Source organism: Streptomyces sp. W1SF4, from assembly GCF_003950035.1.
GTDB lineage: Bacteria > Actinomycetota > Actinomycetes > Streptomycetales > Streptomycetaceae > Streptomyces > Streptomyces racemochromogenes.
The window spans coordinates 2,143,410-2,161,239 of sequence record NZ_CP034350.1; the positions used below are offsets into that span (position 1 = coordinate 2,143,410).

At 72.7% G+C, this 17,830-nt stretch carries 20 protein-coding genes and 1 riboswitch; of the genes, 13 read left to right on the plus strand and 7 right to left on the minus strand.

Features of this window, described 5'->3' with window-relative positions:
- The first annotated feature begins 80 nt into the window (after window positions 1–80).
- From D1J60_RS10040 to D1J60_RS10060, 5 genes are all read left to right on the plus strand, one after another.
- On the plus strand, window positions 81–563 hold the full coding sequence (locus tag D1J60_RS10040) for an SAV_6107 family HEPN domain-containing protein (RefSeq protein WP_125596293.1): 483 nt from the start codon (window positions 81–83) through the stop codon (window positions 561–563).
- Between the two features lie 75 nt (window positions 564–638).
- The gene (locus tag D1J60_RS10045) at window positions 639–1,397 is read left to right on the plus strand and encodes a methyltransferase (protein ID WP_125596296.1); all 759 of its coding nucleotides are present in this window, start codon (window positions 639–641) and stop codon (window positions 1,395–1,397) included.
- A 309-nt stretch (window positions 1,398–1,706) separates the two neighbouring features.
- Window positions 1,707–2,108 (plus strand): DUF3040 domain-containing protein, encoded by a 402-nt coding sequence (locus D1J60_RS10050; protein WP_125596299.1) that lies wholly within the window; start codon window positions 1,707–1,709, stop codon window positions 2,106–2,108.
- A gap of 101 nt (window positions 2,109–2,209) precedes the next feature.
- Entirely contained in the window at window positions 2,210–2,833 is a 624-nt protein-coding gene (locus D1J60_RS10055; protein WP_125820869.1) for a DUF4126 domain-containing protein, read from the plus strand.
- A gap of 31 nt (window positions 2,834–2,864) precedes the next feature.
- The gene (locus D1J60_RS10060) at window positions 2,865–4,298 is read left to right on the plus strand and encodes an NAD(P)/FAD-dependent oxidoreductase (protein ID WP_125596305.1); all 1,434 of its coding nucleotides are present in this window, start codon (window positions 2,865–2,867) and stop codon (window positions 4,296–4,298) included.
- Between the two features lie 21 nt (window positions 4,299–4,319).
- Here the strand turns inward: D1J60_RS10060 and D1J60_RS10065 are convergent, their stop codons facing one another.
- The 5 genes from D1J60_RS10065 to D1J60_RS10085 form a co-directional block, all read right to left on the minus strand.
- A complete protein-coding gene (locus tag D1J60_RS10065) occupies window positions 4,320–5,198 on the minus strand; it encodes a hypothetical protein (protein ID WP_125820870.1) in 879 nt (292 codons plus the stop codon).
- Window positions 5,199–5,248: 50 nt separating this feature from the next.
- On the minus strand, window positions 5,249–6,163 hold the full coding sequence (gene metF, locus D1J60_RS10070; RefSeq protein ID WP_125596311.1) for a methylenetetrahydrofolate reductase [NAD(P)H]: 915 nt from the start codon (window positions 6,161–6,163) through the stop codon (window positions 5,249–5,251).
- Between the two features lie 86 nt (window positions 6,164–6,249).
- Window positions 6,250–6,888, minus strand: coding sequence for a thiamine phosphate synthase (thiE, locus tag D1J60_RS10075; RefSeq protein ID WP_125596314.1), 639 nt, complete (start codon window positions 6,886–6,888; stop codon window positions 6,250–6,252).
- A 76-nt stretch (window positions 6,889–6,964) separates the two neighbouring features.
- Window positions 6,965–7,330 (minus strand): Rv2175c family DNA-binding protein, encoded by a 366-nt coding sequence (locus tag D1J60_RS10080; protein WP_042803199.1) that lies wholly within the window; start codon window positions 7,328–7,330, stop codon window positions 6,965–6,967.
- A 67-nt stretch (window positions 7,331–7,397) separates the two neighbouring features.
- Complete coding sequence (locus D1J60_RS10085) at window positions 7,398–8,564, minus strand: FAD-dependent oxidoreductase (RefSeq protein ID WP_241253547.1); 1,167 nt, start codon at window positions 8,562–8,564, stop codon at window positions 7,398–7,400.
- Window positions 8,565–8,731: 167 nt separating this feature from the next.
- Window positions 8,732–8,844: riboswitch (TPP riboswitch) on the plus strand.
- Here D1J60_RS10085 and thiO point away from each other — a divergent pair.
- The 7 genes from thiO (at window position 8,842) to D1J60_RS10120 (ending at window position 16,046) form a co-directional block, all read left to right on the plus strand.
- Window positions 8,842–10,023 carry a glycine oxidase ThiO gene (thiO, locus tag D1J60_RS10090; protein ID WP_125820872.1) on the plus strand — a complete coding sequence of 394 codons (1,182 nt, stop codon included), beginning with the start codon at window positions 8,842–8,844 and terminating at the stop codon, window positions 10,021–10,023. (Overlaps the previous riboswitch by 3 nt.)
- A complete protein-coding gene (gene thiS / locus D1J60_RS10095) occupies window positions 10,020–10,220 on the plus strand; it encodes a sulfur carrier protein ThiS (protein ID WP_125596323.1) in 201 nt (66 codons plus the stop codon). The genes thiO and thiS overlap by 4 nt, the downstream gene beginning before the upstream one ends.
- Window positions 10,221–10,224: 4 nt before the next feature.
- On the plus strand, window positions 10,225–11,019 hold the full coding sequence (locus D1J60_RS10100) for a thiazole synthase (protein WP_125596326.1): 795 nt from the start codon (window positions 10,225–10,227) through the stop codon (window positions 11,017–11,019).
- Window positions 11,020–11,632: 613 nt separating this feature from the next.
- Entirely contained in the window at window positions 11,633–12,061 is a 429-nt protein-coding gene (locus tag D1J60_RS10105; protein ID WP_125820873.1) for an ester cyclase, read from the plus strand.
- A gap of 525 nt (window positions 12,062–12,586) precedes the next feature.
- Entirely contained in the window at window positions 12,587–14,500 is a 1,914-nt protein-coding gene (gene pknB, locus D1J60_RS10110; RefSeq protein ID WP_125820874.1) for a Stk1 family PASTA domain-containing Ser/Thr kinase, read from the plus strand.
- A 6-nt stretch (window positions 14,501–14,506) separates the two neighbouring features.
- Entirely contained in the window at window positions 14,507–15,367 is an 861-nt protein-coding gene (locus tag D1J60_RS10115) for a deoxyribonuclease IV (protein WP_125820875.1), read from the plus strand.
- A 100-nt stretch (window positions 15,368–15,467) separates the two neighbouring features.
- Entirely contained in the window at window positions 15,468–16,046 is a 579-nt protein-coding gene (locus D1J60_RS10120) for a DUF4396 domain-containing protein (protein WP_125820876.1), read from the plus strand.
- Between the two features lie 66 nt (window positions 16,047–16,112).
- Here D1J60_RS10120 and D1J60_RS10125 read toward each other — a convergent pair whose 3' ends face one another.
- On the minus strand, window positions 16,113–16,745 hold the full coding sequence (locus D1J60_RS10125; protein WP_125603658.1) for a sulfite oxidase-like oxidoreductase: 633 nt from the start codon (window positions 16,743–16,745) through the stop codon (window positions 16,113–16,115).
- 194 nt (window positions 16,746–16,939) lie between these two features.
- Here D1J60_RS10125 and bfr point away from each other — a divergent pair, with 194 nt between their 5' ends.
- Entirely contained in the window at window positions 16,940–17,416 is a 477-nt protein-coding gene (gene bfr / locus D1J60_RS10130; protein ID WP_037926968.1) for a bacterioferritin, read from the plus strand.
- Window positions 17,417–17,425: 9 nt separating this feature from the next.
- Here the strand turns inward: bfr and D1J60_RS10135 are convergent, their stop codons facing one another.
- Window positions 17,426–17,683, minus strand: coding sequence for a (2Fe-2S)-binding protein (locus D1J60_RS10135; RefSeq protein WP_125820877.1), 258 nt, complete (start codon window positions 17,681–17,683; stop codon window positions 17,426–17,428).
- Between the last annotated feature and the right edge of the window lie 147 nt (window positions 17,684–17,830).

Genomic DNA, 17,830 nt, shown 5'->3' on the forward strand with positions numbered 1-17,830 from the left:
CAGTGGGGGCCGTCACGATGGATCCACGAACACAGACACCGGCAGCACGCCGAGCACCACGCAACGACAGGAGGTTCGTCATGGCCACACCGTCCCCGTCCCCTGTCCACCCCGTCCCGCGCAGGGCGTCCGCACCGCCGGCCGCCCTCGACCTGCTCGCCAAGGCCCGCAGCGGCCTGGCCGAGGCGGCCCTGCTGCCCCGGCCCAACGAGCGGTACGCCACGGCCCACCTGGCGGCGCTGCGCACCGCCGCGGCCGTGCTCGCCGCACGCGGGCGGCCCGAACCGGCGAACCCCCGGCGGCGGCCCCGGATCCGCAGCGCGTGGGAGGTCCTGCCGGAGATAGCGCCGGAACTGACCGAGTGGAGCGCGCTGTTCGCCTCGGGTGCGGCCCGCCGGGCCCGGGCCGAGGCGGGGATACCGGACGCGGCGAGCGGCCGGGACGCGGACGACCTCGTCCGGGAGGCGGGGATGTTCCTGCGGCTGGTGGAGCGGATGCTCGCCCTGCAGCCTGTGGCGCAGCCCCTGCCGCAACCGCGCCCGGAGCGTCCGAACGCCGGATGAGCTGGCAGGTCGGCCGAGGCAATAGGGTGGGGCACGCACCGCCCCACCCCATTTCGCGCCGAGGAGCCATCAGCCGTGTCGGACACTTCCCGCCCCCGCGCCTCCCTCCGCACCGCCGTGGTGTGGGAGGTCCTCAAGGAGGCCCTCGACCGCCGGGTGAAGGCGACCGGGCGGGAGACGCTGGAGGTGCTGGACACCGGCGGCGGCACCGGCAAGTTCGCCGTGCCGGTGGCCCGCCTGGGCCACCGCGTGACCGTGGTCGACCCCAGCCCGAACGCCCTGTTCGGACTGGAGCGCCGGGTCGCCGAGGCCGGCGTCGCCGACCTGGTGCGCGGAGTCCAGGGCGACGCGCAGGGCCTGCTGGACGTCGTCGAGCGGGACGCGTACGACGTGGTGCTCTGCCACGGCGTGCTGGAGTACGTGGACGACCCGGCCGAGGGCGTGGCCAACGCCGTCGCCGCCCTGCGCCCCGGCGGCATCCTCAGCCTGCTCGGCGCCGGCGTCGGCGGGGCCGTGCTGGCGCGGGCGCTCGCCGGGCACTTCACCGAGGCCCGCACCGCCCTCACCGACCCGGCCGGGCGCTGGGGCTCCGGCGACCCGGTGCCGCGCCGCTTCACCGCCGAGCAGCTGAGCGCGCTGGTCGGGGACGCCGGCCTGGAGGTCGGCGCCGTCCACGGCGTGCGCGTCTTCGCCGACCTCGTCCCCGGGGTCCTCGTCGACACCGAGCCCGGCGCGGTGGACGCGCTGCTGCGTCTGGAGGAGGCCGCCGCCGAGCTGCCCGCCTTCCACGCGGTGGCCACGCAGCTGCACGTCCTGGGCGAGAAGCCCTCCTGATCTGCGGGCTTGCTCGAGCGGGCTTCCGACGGATCCCCTACTTTCCGGCGCGCCGACCCGTATGATCGGGTGCACCGGTCGGCATGGCGGACTGCTCATTGGGGAATAAGCGCCTCGATGACCGCCTTGGCGCCGGTACGTTCGAAGCACCCGTTCGTTCGGCACCGCGTCCGGCTCGCTGGAATTGCCTGGCACGGTGGTTTGCAGAATGTGGCGTAGAGGGCGGGTATCACGGGGGCGATTCCCCGCCTATCCTGAAGGGGACCCCTGGTCGCTACCCCCCGCGACCGACGGATGAGGAGGACTCCCGTGCCGCTCTCGGAGCACGAGCAGCGAATGCTCGAGCAGATGGAGCGAGCGCTGTACGCCGAAGACCCCAAGTTCGCGACAGCGCTTGAGGGCAGTGGACTGCGCACGTACACCCGGCGACGGGTCTACCAGGCAGTCGTAGGCATTGTGGTGGGTATCGCGCTCCTCATGACTGGTGTGATCTGGCAGGAAGTGCTCTGGATCAGCGTGGTGGGATTCCTCGTCATGCTGGCCTGTACGGTCCTCGTGGTCACCGGTTGGCGCAAGGTACCCAAGCCCGGCGAGCAGCCCGTCTCCGGAAGTGCCGGCGGTTCGGCCCGTGGCCGAAACCGGCAGCGTCGGTCGATGATGACCCGTATCGAGGAACGGTGGCAGCGCCGCCGTGACGAACAGGGGCAGTAGCCCCGCACACACTCCGTCGGGGAGGGGACGGCCGCGCGACCGCGGCCGTCCCCTTGCCGTTTCCACCCGCCCGGTCGCCCGCGCTGCGGCATGCTGATCAGATGAGTGTCCTCCCCCTGGTCTTCACCAGCGGCTGGGCCAGCGGGATCAACGCCTATGCCGTGGTCCTGCTGCTCGGCGTGTTCGGCGCGACCGGCCTGTCCGACGAGGTCCCCGCCTCGCTCCAGCGCCCCGACGTCCTGATCGCCGCGGCCGTGCTGTTCCTGTGCGAGGCCGTGGCGGACAAGATCCCGTACGTGGATTCCCTGTGGGACACCGTCCACACCGTGATCCGGCCCGTCGCCGGAGCGGTGATCGGCGCCCTCCTTGCCGGGCAGAGCGGCTCGCTCTCCGACCTCGCCGCCGGCGCGATCGGCGGTTCCACCGCGCTGGCCAGCCATTTCGTCAAGGCCGGCACCCGGATGGCGGTCAACACCTCCCCCGAGCCGTTCAGCAACATCGTGCTGAGCACCGCCGAGGACCTCGGCGTGGGCGCCCTCGTCACCTTCGCCATGTTCAACCCGCAGGCGGCCGCGGTCATCGCGGCCGTACTGCTGCTGGCCGGCCTGGCCCTGATCGTCTTCCTCTGGAGCCGGATCCGACGCTTCCGCCGGCGGCGGGCCCAGCGCCGCGAGGAGAAACGCCTCGCCGCCGCCCGGACCGCCGGCGGGGCACCGCCCGGCTGAGCGGAAGGAACCGCTCGATAGGCTCAGCGCCATGGCAAGAATTGCGGTGATCGGCGCCGGCATGGGCGCGATGGCGACGGCGGCCCGGCTGGCCGTGGCGGGCCACCAGGTGACGGTGTACGAGCGCGGGACCACGTACGGGGGTGCCGTCGGCCGGTACGAGCGCGACGGCTTCGCCTTCGACACCGGGCCCGGGCTGCTGCACCTGCCCGCCGTCTACCGCGACCTGTTCGTCAAGACCGGCAAGCGGCCGCTGGAGGACTGCGTCGACATGGTCCAGCTGGACCCCGCGGTCCGGCACGTCCTGGACGGCACCGCCGTCACCCTCCCCGGCGCCTCCCGGGGCGGGGTGGCCACCGCCCTCGACGGGGCCTTCGGCGCGGGCGCGGGCGACCGCTGGAACGCCCTGCTGGGCCGGGCCCGCGACACCTGGGACGCGACCCGCCGCCCCCTGCTGGAGGAGCCCCTGCGCACCGACTGGCAGGTGCTGGGCCGCGACCCGTACCCGGCGCTGCGCGGCAGCGGCCTGCTGCGCCGCCGTCCGCCCACGCTGGCCGAGGTCGCCCGGCGCGAGCTCGGCGGCGGCCTCGGCGAGCTGCTGGCCGGCCGGGTCCTGGCGTACGGGCTGGACCCCGACACCGTGCCCGCCGCCGCGGCCGCGCTGCCCTACATGGAGCAGACCTTCGGCAGCTGGTACGTCCGGGGCGGCATGCGGGAGCTGGCCACCGCCGTGTACGAGCGCTGCCGGGAACGGAAGGTGGAGTTCGTCTTCGGCGCCGACGTCAGCTCGGTGCTGACCCGCGACGGCAGGGCGGCCGGGGTGCGGCTGGCCGACGGCACCGAGGCCGCCGCCGACCAGGTCGTCTGCGGCATCGACCCGAGGCAGCTGCCGGGCGCCTCCGTGCCCCGGCCGCGCGGCGGCGTACCGGCCCGGGGCGACGAGGCGCCCGGGCGGCTGACCCTGCTGCTGGCCCTGCACGGCGCCCGCCCGGCGGACGCCGTCCACCGCACGCTGGTGCACTCCCCCGGCACCGCCGGCGTCCGGCTGGTCACGGTGCTGCGCCCCGACGACCCCGCCACCCGGCCCGACGCGGACCACGAGGCGGTCACCGTGAGCGCCGTGTGCGGCCCCGCGGGCGGTGCGCCGGTCCCGGACCCGGAGAAGCTGCTGGACCTCGCCGCACGGGCCGTCCCCCGGCTGCGCGAGCGGCTGCTGTGGCAGGAGGTGCGCACCCCGGAGGACGTGGAGGCGGCCACGGGCGCGTGCGGCGGCTCGGTGCCGGCGCCCGCCCTGCCCGGTGACGGCGGCCGGATGCTGTACCCGGCGAACACGACGGCGCTGCCCGGGCTGTACCTCGCGGGCGGCTGGGCGCATCCCGGCGGCGGGCTGGCGCACGCCGGGATGACGGGGGCCCTGGTGGCCGGGCTGATCGTGGAGGGGGCGGAGTTCCGGGGCTCGCGGTGAGCCCCGGCCCGCCGGGCCCCCTCAGTGGCGGTACTGGCCGCCGTACTCCCCGCCGCCGTTGCCGGGGTACGGGTACGGGTACTCCTGCGGCTGCTGCGGGTAGGGCTGCTGCTGCGGGGCGGCGTCGGTGGCGCGCTGCTGCGGGACCCAGACCCCGCCGGGCGGGGTGTCCATGGAGTACTGCTGCTGGGCCGGGTCCGCGTACGGCGGGTAGGCCGTGCCGTCGTAGGGCGGGGCCGGGGAGACCTCGCCGCCGGTGCCGATGTACGGGTCCGAGTAGGCGGCGTAGACCTGCTGCTCGCCGCCGGGGTAGTAGCCGCCCTGGCCCTGCTGCTGGTCGTAGTAGGCCGCGTACTGGTGGGCGTCCTGCTCGGCCGTGGTGAACGGCGAGGCGAAGGGGGTGTCGGCGCCGGGCTGCTGGTCCTGCCGCGGCTGCTGGGGGGCGAAGCTCTGTATCCCGTACGAGCCGGTCTCCTCGGGCACCGGCTGCGGGGTGAACACCGGGTCCTGGGAGCCTGTGTCCCCGCCGGGGCCGGCGTCCTGGTCGGCGTACTCCAGCCCGGTGACCTCCAGCACGGGCTCCGGGGCCGGTGCGCCCCCGGAGCGGCGGCGTCTGCTCTGCGCCTGGGCCGGTGCGGGCCGTCCGCCGCGGCGCAGGGCCCAGCCGGCCACGAAGCCCTTGCGGAAGGACAGCGTGACGAGGGTCTGGCCGACGGCGAACGCGGTCGCACCCACGGCGATCACGAGCACCGACGGCAATATCACCCCGGCCACCACCCCGACGAAGCCGGTGAAGGCGAGCAGGCGCCAGCGCAGCCGGGCCTTGTACTGCATCAGGACCTCGGCAAGCAGCCACAACGCGACGATGCCGAACGCGATGTAGAGGACCGTCATTCCCATGCAAGGCCCCTCTCGGTACGGCCGCCCGCGCGGGAAGAGGAGACGGCCGGTCAGGCCCGCTGGTGCAGGCCCAGGTTCTCGTAGATCTCTAGGGTCGCCGTGGAATTGTTCAGCGTGATGAAGTGCAGTCCCGGAACACCCTCGGACAGCAGCCTCGCGCAGAACTCCGTGGCGAACTCGATGCCAATGGAGCGTACAGCGGCCGGATCGTCCTTGACGGCGAGCATGCGTTCTTTGACCGCGTCGGGGAAGACCGCGGTGCTCAGTTGCGGCAGCCGGTCGAGCTGCTTGATGCCCACAACAGGCATGACCTCGGGGATGATCGGGGTTTCACAGCCCGCCTTGGCGACGCTGTCGCGCAGCCTCAGATAATTCTCGGGATCGAAGAACATCTGGGTGATGGCGTAGTCCGCACCGGCGCGGCACTTGTCCACGAAGTGCCGGATGTCCGTGTCCCAGTCCTCCGAGCGGGGGTGCATCTCGGGAAAGGCGGCGACGCCGACGCAGAAGTCGCCGGACTCCTTGAGCAGGCGCACCAGGTCGGCCGCGTAGTCGACGCCCTCTGGGTGCCGGACCCAGGGGCCCATGGGGTCGCCCGGCGGGTCGCCGCGCAGCGCGAGCATGTTGCGGATGCCGGCGTCGGCGAACTGGCCGATGACGTGGCGCAGCTCGGCGACGGAGTGGTCCACCGCGGTCAGGTGCGCGACGGGCGTCAGGGTGGTGTCGGAGGCGATCTGCTGGGTGGCGCGGACGGTGCCGCCCCGGGTGGAGCCGCCGGCACCGTAGGTGACGGAGACGAAGCTCGGGGAGACCGCCTCGATGCGGCGGAGGGCGTTCCAGAGGTTGCGCTCGCCCTTCTCGGTCTTGGGAGCCCAGAACTCGAAGGAGTACGAGGTTCCGGACGCGAGGAGGTCGCGGACCGTGTGTGCACGGTCCGACCAGGTGGAAGCGGTGCCAAGGGCCATACCGGCAGGTTAGACGCGGCCCGGCGGACACCGAAGCGGTGTCCACAAGATGGACAGATTTTTGGACACCCTCGCGGTCGGCCCCGTCAGCCGAGGCGGGCGCGGACCCGCTTGGCGAGCTCGGCGGCGGCCGCGCCGGGGTCGGAGGCCTCGGTGATGGCGCGGACGACCACGACTCGGGTGGCGCCGGCGTCCAGGACCTCGTCCAGGTTGCCGCCGTCGATGCCGCCGATGGCGAACCAGGGGCGGTCCTGGGCGAGGGAGGCCGTGTACCGGACCAGGTCGAGGCCGGGGGCGTGGCGGCCGGGCTTGGTGGGGGTGGGCCAGCAGGGGCCGGTGCAGAAGTAGTCCACTCCCGGCTCGGCGACTGCGGCGTCCACCTCGGACTCGGCGTGGCAGGAGCGGCCGATCAGGACCCGGTCGCCGAGGATGGCGCGGGCGGCGGGGACGGGGATGTCGCCCTGGCCGAGGTGCAGGACGTCGGAGCCGATGGCGTGCGCGACGTCGGCGCGGTCGTTGACGGCGAGGAGCCTGCCGTGGCGGCGGGCGGCCTCGGCGAAGACCCGGAGGTGTTCGAGCTCCTCGCCCGCCTCCATGCCCTTGTCGCGGAGCTGGACGATGTCGACGCCGCCGGCCAGGACGGCGTCCAGGAACTCGGGGAGGTCTCCCTGCCGCTTGCGTGCGTCCGTGCACAGGTAGAGCCGGGCGTCGGACAGCTGCTGCATGGGAGTACCCCCCTGGTGGTGACGGTGTGCGGGCGGGCCGAGGTTACCCGGCCCGCCGCGTCCGTGGGTCAGCCGGTCAGAGGGCGAGCGCCTGGGCGCGGCGCTTCACCTCCGTACCGCGGTTCTCCCGCAGCGCCTGCACGGGGGTGCCGGGCAGGGAGGGGTCCTCGGTGAAGAGCCACTCCAGCATCTCCTCGTCGGAGAAGCGGTCGTCTCGCAGTACGGTCAGCAGCCCGACGAGGCCCTTGACGACCTTGTCGCCGTCGATGAACTGCGCCGGAACCTGCAGGGCGCGGTTCTCGCCCCGCCGTACGGCGATCAGCTGCCCTTCCTTGACCATCTGGCGGACCCGGGTCACCTCGATGTCGAGCATCTCCGCGATGTCGGGGAGGTACAGCCAGGAGGGGACAAGGGCGTCGATCTTTGCGTCAATCTCGGTCACGGGGACAAGCCTGCCACCTCGGACGGACGGCCGGTACCCGACCCCGTCCGTCCGGGGGCGGGAGGCCTCAGGCCAGGGCCGACTTCAGCGGAACGGCCGGGTCCGCGACCTTGGCGGGGTCCACGGCCGCACCGGTCTCGATCAGCTTCCGGCCCTGCGCGAGGTCCCGCGGGCGGCCCACGGCCAGTACGGCGGCCAGCGCGCCCCCGCGCAGCCAGCACACCGACCAGGCGGCACCGGCCGGGTCGCCGCGCCACAGCAGGGTGTCGGCCCCGCCGTGGTGGCCCGCGTACTGGACGAAGCGGCCGAACTGCTCGGACCAGAAGTACGGCACCGGGTCGTAGACCTGGACCGGCTCCCCGGCCAGGACGTTCGCCGCGACGGCCCGGGGGCCCTGGAGGGCGTTGTCCCAGTGGTGGACCAGCAGCCGCGCCCCGTAGCGGGCCGACGGGAAGGAGGAGCAGTCGCCGACCGCGTACACGCCGGGCAGCGAGGTGCGCAGGTACGCGTCCGCGGTGACGGAGCCGTCGGCGCCGAGCTCGACCCCGGTCCCGGCGAGCCAGTCGGTGGCGGGCCGGGCGCCGATGCCGACGACGACGGCCCCGGCGGGCAGCTCGCGGCCGTCCGCCAGCAGCACCCGGCCCTCGGTGATCCCGGCGACCCTCGCGCCGGTGAGCAGGGTGGCGCCGGCCTCGGCGTACCAGCGGGCCATCGGCTCGGCGACCTCGGCGGGCAGGGCCCCCGCCAGCACCCGGTCCGCCGCTTCCACCACCGTGACGGCGCAGCCTGCCTCGCGGGCCGCGGTGGCGAACTCGGCGCCGATCCAGCCCGCCCCGACCACGACCGCCTCGGGGGCGGCGGCCAGCACCGGGCGCAGCCGGGCGGCGTCGTCGAGGGTGCGCAGCAGGTGGACGCCGGGAACCCCTTCGGTGCCCGGCAGGGTCAGCGGCACGGCTCCGGTGGCCAGCACGAGGACCTCGTACGGGACCGGGCCGGCCTCGGTGTCGACCTCGCGGGCGCCGGCCCGGAGCCCGGTGACCTCGACGCCGAGGCGGAGGCCGATGCGCAGGTCCTCGAAGTCCACCTCGAACGCGGAGTCCTCAGCCTTCCCGAGGAGCACCGCCTTGGAGAGCGGGGGCCGGTCGTAGGGCTGGTGGGGTTCGGCGCCCAGCAGGGTCACGGGGCCTTCGTAGCCCTGTTCCCGCAGGGCCACGGCGGTCTGCACGCCGGCCATGCCGGCGCCCACGATCACGACGCCGGGGTTCGTCTGTTGCGTCTGCTCACTCACGCGGCCCACCCTAGTGAACTGACGCACCGTCAGGAACAGTGGGCGAAAGATCGCGGGCCCGGCACCGGGGAGGCAGCCTTACCGGGCTCCGGCCACGGGGTTAGTCTGGCCACCGTACCTATCGCGGGAGTCCGGGCGCACCGGGCTGAGAGGGAGGCTGGCCGGCCTCCGACCGTACGAACCTGATCCGGGTCATGCCGGCGAAGGGAGGGGCTGGACGCCCATGCACTCATCTAGGAACGGATCCGGCAAGGGATCCGACGTCCTCGTCATCGGGGGCGGCATCATCGGCCTGGTCACCGCATGGCGGGCGGCCCGCCACGGGCTGCGCACCGCACTCGCCGACCCCGACCCCGGGGGCGGCGCCGCCCGCGTCGCCGCCGGCATGCTGGCCGCCGTCACCGAACTGCACTACGGCGAGGAGACCCTGCTCGGCCTCAACGTCGCCTCCGCCGCCCGCTACCCCGCCTTCGCCGCCGAGCTCACCGAAGCCAGCGGCGGCATGGACCTCGGCTACCGCGCCTGCGGCACCCTCGCCGTCGCCCTCGACGCCGACGACCGCCTCCACCTGCGGGAACTCCACGCCCTCCAACGCCGCTGCGGCCTGGAGTCCGAGTGGCTCACCGGACGCGAATGCCGCCGCCTGGAACCCATGCTCGCCCCCGGCGTACGCGGCGGGCTCCGCGTCGACGGCGACCACCAGGTCGACCCCCGCCGCCTCGCCACCGCCCTGCTGGCCGCCTGCGAACGGGCGGGCGTACTGATCCACCGGGCGCGCGCGGAGCGCCTGACCGTCACCGCCGACCGGGCCGCCGGAGCCCTCCTCGACGACGGCACCGCGCTCCGCGCCGACCAGGTGGTACTCGCCGCCGGCTCGCTCAGCGGCCGACTGGCCGGCGTACCCGCCGAAGCGGTGCCGCCCGTACGGCCGGTCAAGGGACAGGTGCTGCGCCTGGCCGTACCACCCGCCTACGCGCCCTTCCTGTCCCGGACGGTACGCGCCGTCGTCCGCGGCAGCCACGTCTACCTCGTGCCCCGCGAGAACGGCGAACTCGTCGTCGGAGCCACCAGCGAGGAACTCGGCTGGGACACCACCGTCACCGCCGGCGGGGTCTACGAACTCCTGCGCGACGCCCACGAGCTGGTACCCGGCATCACCGAACTCCCCCTCGTCGAGACCCGGGCCGGCCTGCGCCCCGGCTCCCCCGACAACGCGCCCCTGCTCGGCCCCACCGACCTCCCCGGCCTGCACCTGGCCACCGGCCACTACCGCAACGGCGTACTGCTGACCCCGCTCACCGGCGACGTGATGGCGGAGCTGCTGACCACCGGCACCGTGCCGGAGATCGCCCGCCCCTTCACCCCGCGCCGCTTCTCCACCACGCGTCAGGAGTCCTACGCATGACCATCTCCGTCAACGGCGAGCCGCGCGAGATCGCGGCCGGCACCACCCTCGACGCGGTGGTCGCCACCCTCACCAGCGCCCCCTCCGGCGTGGCCGCCGCCCTCAACGAGACCGTCGTACCCCGCGGGCAGTGGCCCGCCACCCCGGTGGACGAGGGCGACCGGATCGAGATCCTCACCGCGGTCCAGGGAGGCTGAGCAGATGGCTGACGACGACTTCACCCTGGGCGGCCGGACCTTCACCTCCCGGCTGATCATGGGCACCGGCGGTGCCCCCAGCCTGGACGTCCTCGAACGCGCCCTCGTCGCCTCCGGCACCGAACTGACCACCGTCGCCATGCGCCGCCTGGACCCCACCGTGCAGGGCTCCGTCCTGTCGGTCCTGTCCAAGCTGGACATCGACGTACTCCCCAACACCGCGGGCTGCTTCACCGCGGGCGAGGCCGTCCTCACGGCCCGGCTGGCGCGGGAGGCCCTGGGCACCGACTGGATCAAGCTGGAGGTCGTCGCGGACGAGCGCACCCTGCTCCCCGACGGCGTCGAGCTGCTGGACGCCGCGGAGGTCCTGGTCGACGAGGGCTTCACCGTCCTCCCGTACACCAACGACGACCCGGTGCTGGCCCGCAAGCTGGAGGACGCGGGCTGCGCGGCGATCATGCCGCTGGGCTCCCCGATCGGCTCGGGCATGGGCATCCGCAACCCGCACAACTTCGAGCTCATCGTCGAGCGCGCCGGAGTCCCGGTGATCCTCGACGCGGGGGCCGGAACCGCCTCGGACGTCGCCCTGGCCATGGAACTGGGCTGCGCGGCGGTCATGCTCGCCTCGGCGGTGACCCGCGCCCAGCAGCCGGCCCTGATGGCGGCGGCCATGCGCGACGCCGTCTCGGCGGGCCGCCTGGCCCACCGCGCGGGCCGCATCCCCCAACGCCGCTTCGCCGAAGCCTCCTCCCCGGTGGAGGGCCGCGCGACCCTGGACCCGGAACGACCGGCGTTCTGAGCGGGGGCGCGGGGTGGGGGCGGGGCGGGGGCGGGGCGGGGGGCGGGATCCCCTCACCCCGTCTCAGGGAGGGGTGGGGGCTTCCCGTCAGTCCAATCGTCCTTCCGGTTCGGGCCGGTCCCTCAAGGGCGCTCCCTTCGGTCGCGTCGCTACGCGATGGCCTTCGGCCACCCTTGACCGACCGGCCCGAACCGGAAAGCCGAAAGACTGCCGGGAAACCCCCGAAGAAACGGGACGGACGATCCTTGGAGGGGCGGCCGCCTCAGGGACCAGGCGAGGGGCCGGGCGCCGGCCCGCCCACATCCGGTCCCCACATCTGCGATTCCGGACCAGGGGCGCGGCAACCCGCACGAGAAGACGATCAGAGCAGCCCAGGAAGCCCCAGACGCGTCAGATCGCTACGCGCTCCTCACGTCTCAGCGTCCGACGACCGCCTGTGGCTGATACCCGCACCAGAGGACGAACAGGGCAGCCCGGGGACCCGACGGGCGCGACAGATCGCTACGTGCTCCCCTCGTCTCGGCGGCCGGCGATCGTCTGGGGCTGGTCGGATCATCACCTCATCGAAGGGCCCGGACCTGCCGCAGCCTGAGCGGGGTGCCACACTTCGCCAATGATCAATTCCAAGGAGACCGTTCGCCAGTTCCTCCTGCAGGTGCGATCTGGGCTGCACCCTGACCGAGCCGGTCACTTCATGGCCGACCGGGTCCGGGCCCATCAGGTCGTCTCGGAGGCACCGGTGGTCGTGGAGCGAACGCCACAGCAGTACACCGAGCACGTCCAGGAGATGCTCGACGCATACGGCCCCTTCGCTCTGACCGTGGACGAGCTCATCGCCGAAGGGGATCGGGTCTACGCCCGCTGGACCCAGAACGGGCGACACATCGGACCGGTGGACCACCACCCGCCGACCGGTGCGCAGGTCACGGCGATGACCAGCGCGGTCTATCGCGTCGAGGACGGACTCATTGTCGAGTACTGGATCCAGATCGACCGGCAGGGAATCACTGCACAGCTACAGCAAGCGGTCACCGAGCACTGATCCCGCCCCAAAGCTGGTATTGCCCCCGTACCAGCCCAAGACGGCCGCCGGACGCTGAGATGTGAGGAGCGCGTAGCGATCTGTCGCGTCTGTCGGCTCCCTGGGCTGCTCTGCTCGTCCTCTCGTGCGGGTAGTCGCGCACCCGGCCCGGAATCGCAGATGTGGGGCCCGTATGTCGGGCGGGCCGGCGCCTGGCCCCTCGTCTCAGCGCTGAGGGACCCGCTCCTCCAGGATCGTCCGTCCCGTTTCTTTGGGGGTTTCCCGGCAGTCTTTCGGCTTTCCGGTTCGGGACGGCCTGTCAAGGGTCGCCGAAGGCGATCGCGAAGCGACGCGACGAAGGAGCGCCCTTGACAGGCCGGCCCGAACCGGAAGGACGATGGGACTGACGGGAAGCCCCCAACCATCGATGAGACCGCCCCAGGGGACACCGCCCCCACCCCCGCCGCCGCGCCCCCCATGTCACGGCTGCGCTGCAAGCGTGGACGCCCCGGACGGTCCCCGCAGCCCGGCTCGTAGAATCGGCGGGTGGATACGACCCTGGATGACCCCCTCGTCGGGCGCGTGCTCGACGGCCGCTACCGCGTCGACGCCCGTATCGCGGCCGGCGGAATGGCGACGGTCTACCGGGCCGTCGACACCCGGCTCGACCGGGTGCTCGCGCTGAAGATCATGCACCCGGACCTGGCCGCGGACGCCGCCTTCGTGGACCGGTTCATCCGCGAGGCGAAGTCCGTGGCCCGGCTGGCGCACCCGAACGTCGTGGCCGTCTTCGACCAGGGCACGGACGGCCCGTACACGTACCTCGCGATGGAGTACGTCTCCGGCTGCACCCTGCGCGACGTCCTCCGCGAGCGCGGGGCGCTCCAGCCGCGGGCCGCGCTCGACATCCTGGAGCCGGTCCTCGCCGCGCTCGGCACCGCCCACCGGGCCGGTTTCGTGCACCGGGACATGAAGCCCGAGAACGTCCTGATCGGCGACGACGGCAGCGTCAAGGTCGCCGACTTCGGTCTCGTCCGCTCCGTGGACTCGGCCACCAACACCACCGGCTCCGTCCTCGGCACCGTCTCCTACCTCGCGCCCGAGCAGATCGAGGACGGGATCACCGACACCCGCGTGGACGTCTACGCCTGCGGTGTCGTCCTGTACGAGATGCTCACCGGCGCCAAGCCGCACACCGGCGGCACCCCCGCCCAGGTGCTGTACCAGCACCTCAACGAGGACGTTCCGCCCCCGTCGGCGGCCGTACCCGGGCTGCCCGCCGCGCTCGACGAGCTGGTCGCGCACGCCGCCGCCCGCAGCCCCGAGCTGCGTCCGTACGACGCCGCCGCCCTGCTCGGTCTGACCCGGGAGGTCCGGGCGCGGCTGAGCGAGGCCGAGCTGGACGCCGTACCGCCGCAGGCGCGGGCGCAGGAGCGTTCCGCCGCCGAGGACCGCACCAGCGTGATCCCGCGGCCGGTGGGGCAGGGCGGGCCCGTGCACCACACCTCGCGGCTGGAGCGTCCGCCGGTCGCCGGGCAGCAGGCCCCGGCCCAGGCCCCGCCGCGGCGGGGGCCCCAGCGCGGGATGCTGCTCGTCATCGCCGCCGTCCTGCTCGTCCTCGGTATCGGCGGCGGTGTCTGGTACATCAACTCCGGGCAGTTCACCAAGGTCCCCAACCTCCTCGGCAAGACGGAGGCCCAGGCCCGCGACGAGCTGTCGGCGGCCGGTCTGGGCGTCAAGCAGGTCGACCGGAAGTTCAGCGCGGCCTTCGAGCGGGGGACGGTCATGGAGACCAGCCCCGGCGGCGGCAAGCAGATCCGGGGCAACGGCGCGGTGGTCCTCACCGTCTCGCGGGGTCCCGAGGTCGTCAGCGTGCCCGACCTGAAGGGCAGGCCGCTGGAGGAGGCGAAGGAGGAGCTGACGAAGGCGGGGCTGGCGCCCGGCATCGTCACGCAGGCCTTCAGCCAGGACGTCGCCCAGGGCTCGGTGATCGGCACCGACCCGGCGGGCGGCCAGAAGCGGGCCCCCGACTCGGCGGTCGCGCTGCTGGTCAGCAAGGGCCGCCCCGTGCAGGTCCCGAGCGTGACGGGCATGTCCGCGGACCAGGCGCGGGCAGCGCTGGAGGCGCTGGGCCTGAAGGTGGCCATCGCCCCCGACCAGGTCAACGCCCCCTCCGCGGCCGGTACGGTCGCCAACCAGTCGGCCGCCGCCGGCACCCAGGCCGCCGCGGGCGACACGGTCACGCTGACCCTGTCGAAGGGACCCCGCCAGGTGCAGGTCCCGAACGTCGCCGGGCAGGACGTGGAAGTGGCCCGCAAGACTCTGGAGGCCCTGGGCTTCAAGGTGAAGGTGGACCGCCCCTTCCTCTCCTTCAGCAACACCGTGGACACCCAGTCGGTGCCCGCCGGCCAGAGCGCGCCCGAGGGCAGCACGATCACCGTCAAGACCAAGGGACTCTGAGCTCCAGTGACACGCAATCCCGTGGGCGGGCACGTCCCCGTCGCCGGCGGGCTGGCCTCGGTCGGCCTCACCTACGCCCGTGACATGGGCGCGGAGGCCGTTCAGGTCTTCGTCGCGAACCCGCGCGGCTGGGCCACTCCGACCGGCAGTCCGGCGCAGGACGAGCTGTTCCGCGCCCAGTGCGCCGAGGAGTCGGTACCGGCGTACGTGCACGCCCCGTACCTGATCAACTTCGGCTCGCACACCGAGGCGACCGTCGAGAAGTCCGTGGAGTCCCTTCGGCACTCGCTGCGCCGGGGCCGGGAGATCGGCGCGCTCGGGGTGGTCGTGCACACCGGCTCGGCCACCGGGGGCCGCCCTCGAGAGGCGGCGTACGCGCAGGTCAGGGAGCACATGCTGCCGCTGCTGGACGAGCTGACGCACGACGACGACCCGTTCCTGCTGCTGGAGTCCACGGCGGGGCAGGGCTCCTCGCTGTGCTCGCGCACCTGGGACTTCGGCCCGTACTTCGAGGCGCTCGACCACCACCCGAAGCTCGGGATCTGCCTGGACACGTGCCACATCTTCGCGGCGGGGCACGACCTCGCCGAGCCCGGCGGCACCAAGCAGACCCTGGACCTGCTGGTGGAGACGGTGGGCGCGGGCCGGCTGAAGCTGATCCACGCCAACGACTCCAAGGAGGGCGTCGGCGCCCACAAGGACCGGCACGCCAACATCGGGCAGGGCCACATCGGCCGGGAGGCCTTCGCCGAGCTGTTCTCGCACCCGGAGACGGACGGCGTACCGCTGATCATCGAGACGCCGGGCGGCAAGGAGGGGCACGCGGCGGACGTCGCGCTCCTGAAGGAGCTCCGCGACCTCCACTGACCCCTTTGAAGATCTGTTGAGGAATACCCCCTAGGGGTATACGGTTCTGTCGTACCGACGGGACCGCTGCCAGGCGTTCCCCAGGCTCTCGGGGGTTGTCATGGAGCACGAGCACGGAAACCACGAGCACCACCAGCACCACGCAGACCACCAGCACCACAGCGGACCCGAGCACCAGGGCCATGAGGGCCACGAGGGCCACCACGGCCACGGCGCCCACGCCGGCCACACCCCCGGCGGCAAGGTCAGCTGGGCCATGGCGGCCCGGGCGACCCTGCACTGCCTCACCGGCTGCGCCATCGGCGAGGTGCTCGGGATGATCGTCGGCACCGCGCTGGGCTGGGGGAACGTCGCGACGATGATCCTGGCGATCATCCTCGCCTTCTTCTTCGGCTACGCGCTCACCCTGCGCGGGATCCTCGCCGCCGGCGTGGACTTCCGTTCGGCCGTCCGGGTGGCGCTGGCCGCGGACACCCTGTCGATCGCGGTCATGGAGCTGGTCGACAACGGGGTGATCGCCCTGTGGCCCGGCGCGATGGACGCCCACCTGTCGGAGCCGCTGTTCTGGACGGTGCTGGCGATCTCGCTCGCCGTCGCCTTCGTCCTGACCACCCCGGTCAACAAGTGGATGATCGGCCGCGGCAAGGGCCACGCCGTCGTCCACCAGTACCACCACTGAGCCCACCACGGGGGTACCACCAGGGGGTACCGCCCGACCACGGCGGCCCGTGAGCCACGGCGAGAGCTACAGCTCCGGGCCGTCGCCCGGTTCCTCCTGGTACGAGTAGCGCTGCTCCCGCCAGGGATCACCGATGTTGTGGTAGCCGCGCTCCTCCCAGAAGCCCCGGCGGTCAGCCGTCATGTACTCCACGCCGCGGACCCACTTGGGGCCCTTCCAGGCGTACAGGTGCGGGACCACGAGCCGCAGCGGGAACCCGTGCTCGGCCGTGAGCAGTTCGCCGCCCATGTGGGTGGCGAAGACGGTCCGGTCGGAGGCGAAGTCGGCCAGTCTCATGTTGGAGCTGAAGCCGTACTCGGCCCACACCATCACGTGCGTGACCTGCGGGGCCGGCGGGGCCAGTTCCAGGACGGTGCGCGCCAGCACGCCGCCCCATTCGGCGCCCGTCATGCTGAACTTGGTGACGCAGTGCAGGTCGGCCACGACGGAGTCGAACGGCATGGCCGCGAACTCCTCGTGGTTCCAGCAGTGCTTCTCGCCGTCCGCCGTCGCACCGAAGACGCGGAACTCCCAGCGATCCGGCTTGAACTTGGGCACGGGACCGTAGTGGGTGACGGGCCAACCCCTCTGCAACCGCTGCCCCGGAGGGAGCTCGAGCTGCTCTGCTCCCGGAGATTCCCGGCTTTCCGGCTGACCCATGCCTCCATGGTGACAGACGTGGCGGTGTGGTCACGACCAGGTACGACCCTATTCGGGCAAGTCACGGCAACTCCCACTAAGGAGGCACTTACTGGACGCCCCAGGGCGGCAGTGCGAGGATGCGCGCACTGCCAGTCACCAGCCCCGTCACTAGCCCATTCACTAGCTGACATTGCTTGGAAGGAGCCTCTGCGATGCAGGGCGACCCCGAGGTCCTCGAATTCCTCAACGAGCAGCTGACCGGCGAGCTCACGGCCATCAACCAGTACTGGCTGCACTACCGCATCCAGGACAACAAGGGGTGGACCAAGCTCGCCAAGTACACGCGTGAAGAGTCCATCGACGAGATGAAGCACGCGGACAAGCTCACCGAGCGCATCCTCATGCTCGACGGCCTGCCGAACTACCAGCGCCTCTTCCACGTGCGCGTGGGGCAGACCATCACGGAGATGTTCCAGGCGGACCGGCAGGTCGAGGTCGAGGCCATCGACCGCCTCAAGCGCGGCATCGAGGTCATGCGCGGGAAGGGCGACATCACGTCCGCCCGCCTCTTCGAGGAGATCCTGGAGGACGAGGAGCACCACATCGACTACCTCGACACCCAGCTGGAGCTCATCGAGTCCCTCGGCGAGGCGCTGTACATCGCGCAGCTCATCGAGCAGCCGAGCTAGCAGCAGCCCTCAGGCGGCTTCCACCAGCTGCGGTGCGGGTGCCGCGGCGGGCTCGGCGGCGAGGACGGCCGCGGCGTCGCCCTTCTCCAGCAGCTCCCGGCGGGGGCAGGCCCCACGGCCGAGGATGCCCTGGATGGTGCGCACGCAGGAGCCGCAGTCGGTGCCGGCCTTGGTGGCCGAGGCGATCTGGCGGGGGGTGCAGGCCCCGGCGGCCGCGTGTTCCTTGACCTGCTTGTCGGTGATGCCGAAGCAAGAGCAGACGTACACGCGGTTCACCTCCCTGGAGCGGAACGGTTCGGCAGGCCATCCCCTATTCGGTGAGGCTTACCTAACCGTACCCAAAGTTAGGGTCCCCTAAAAGACCCCGGTACGCCGATGGGGCGCGGATCACATCGATCCGCGCCCCATCGTCGT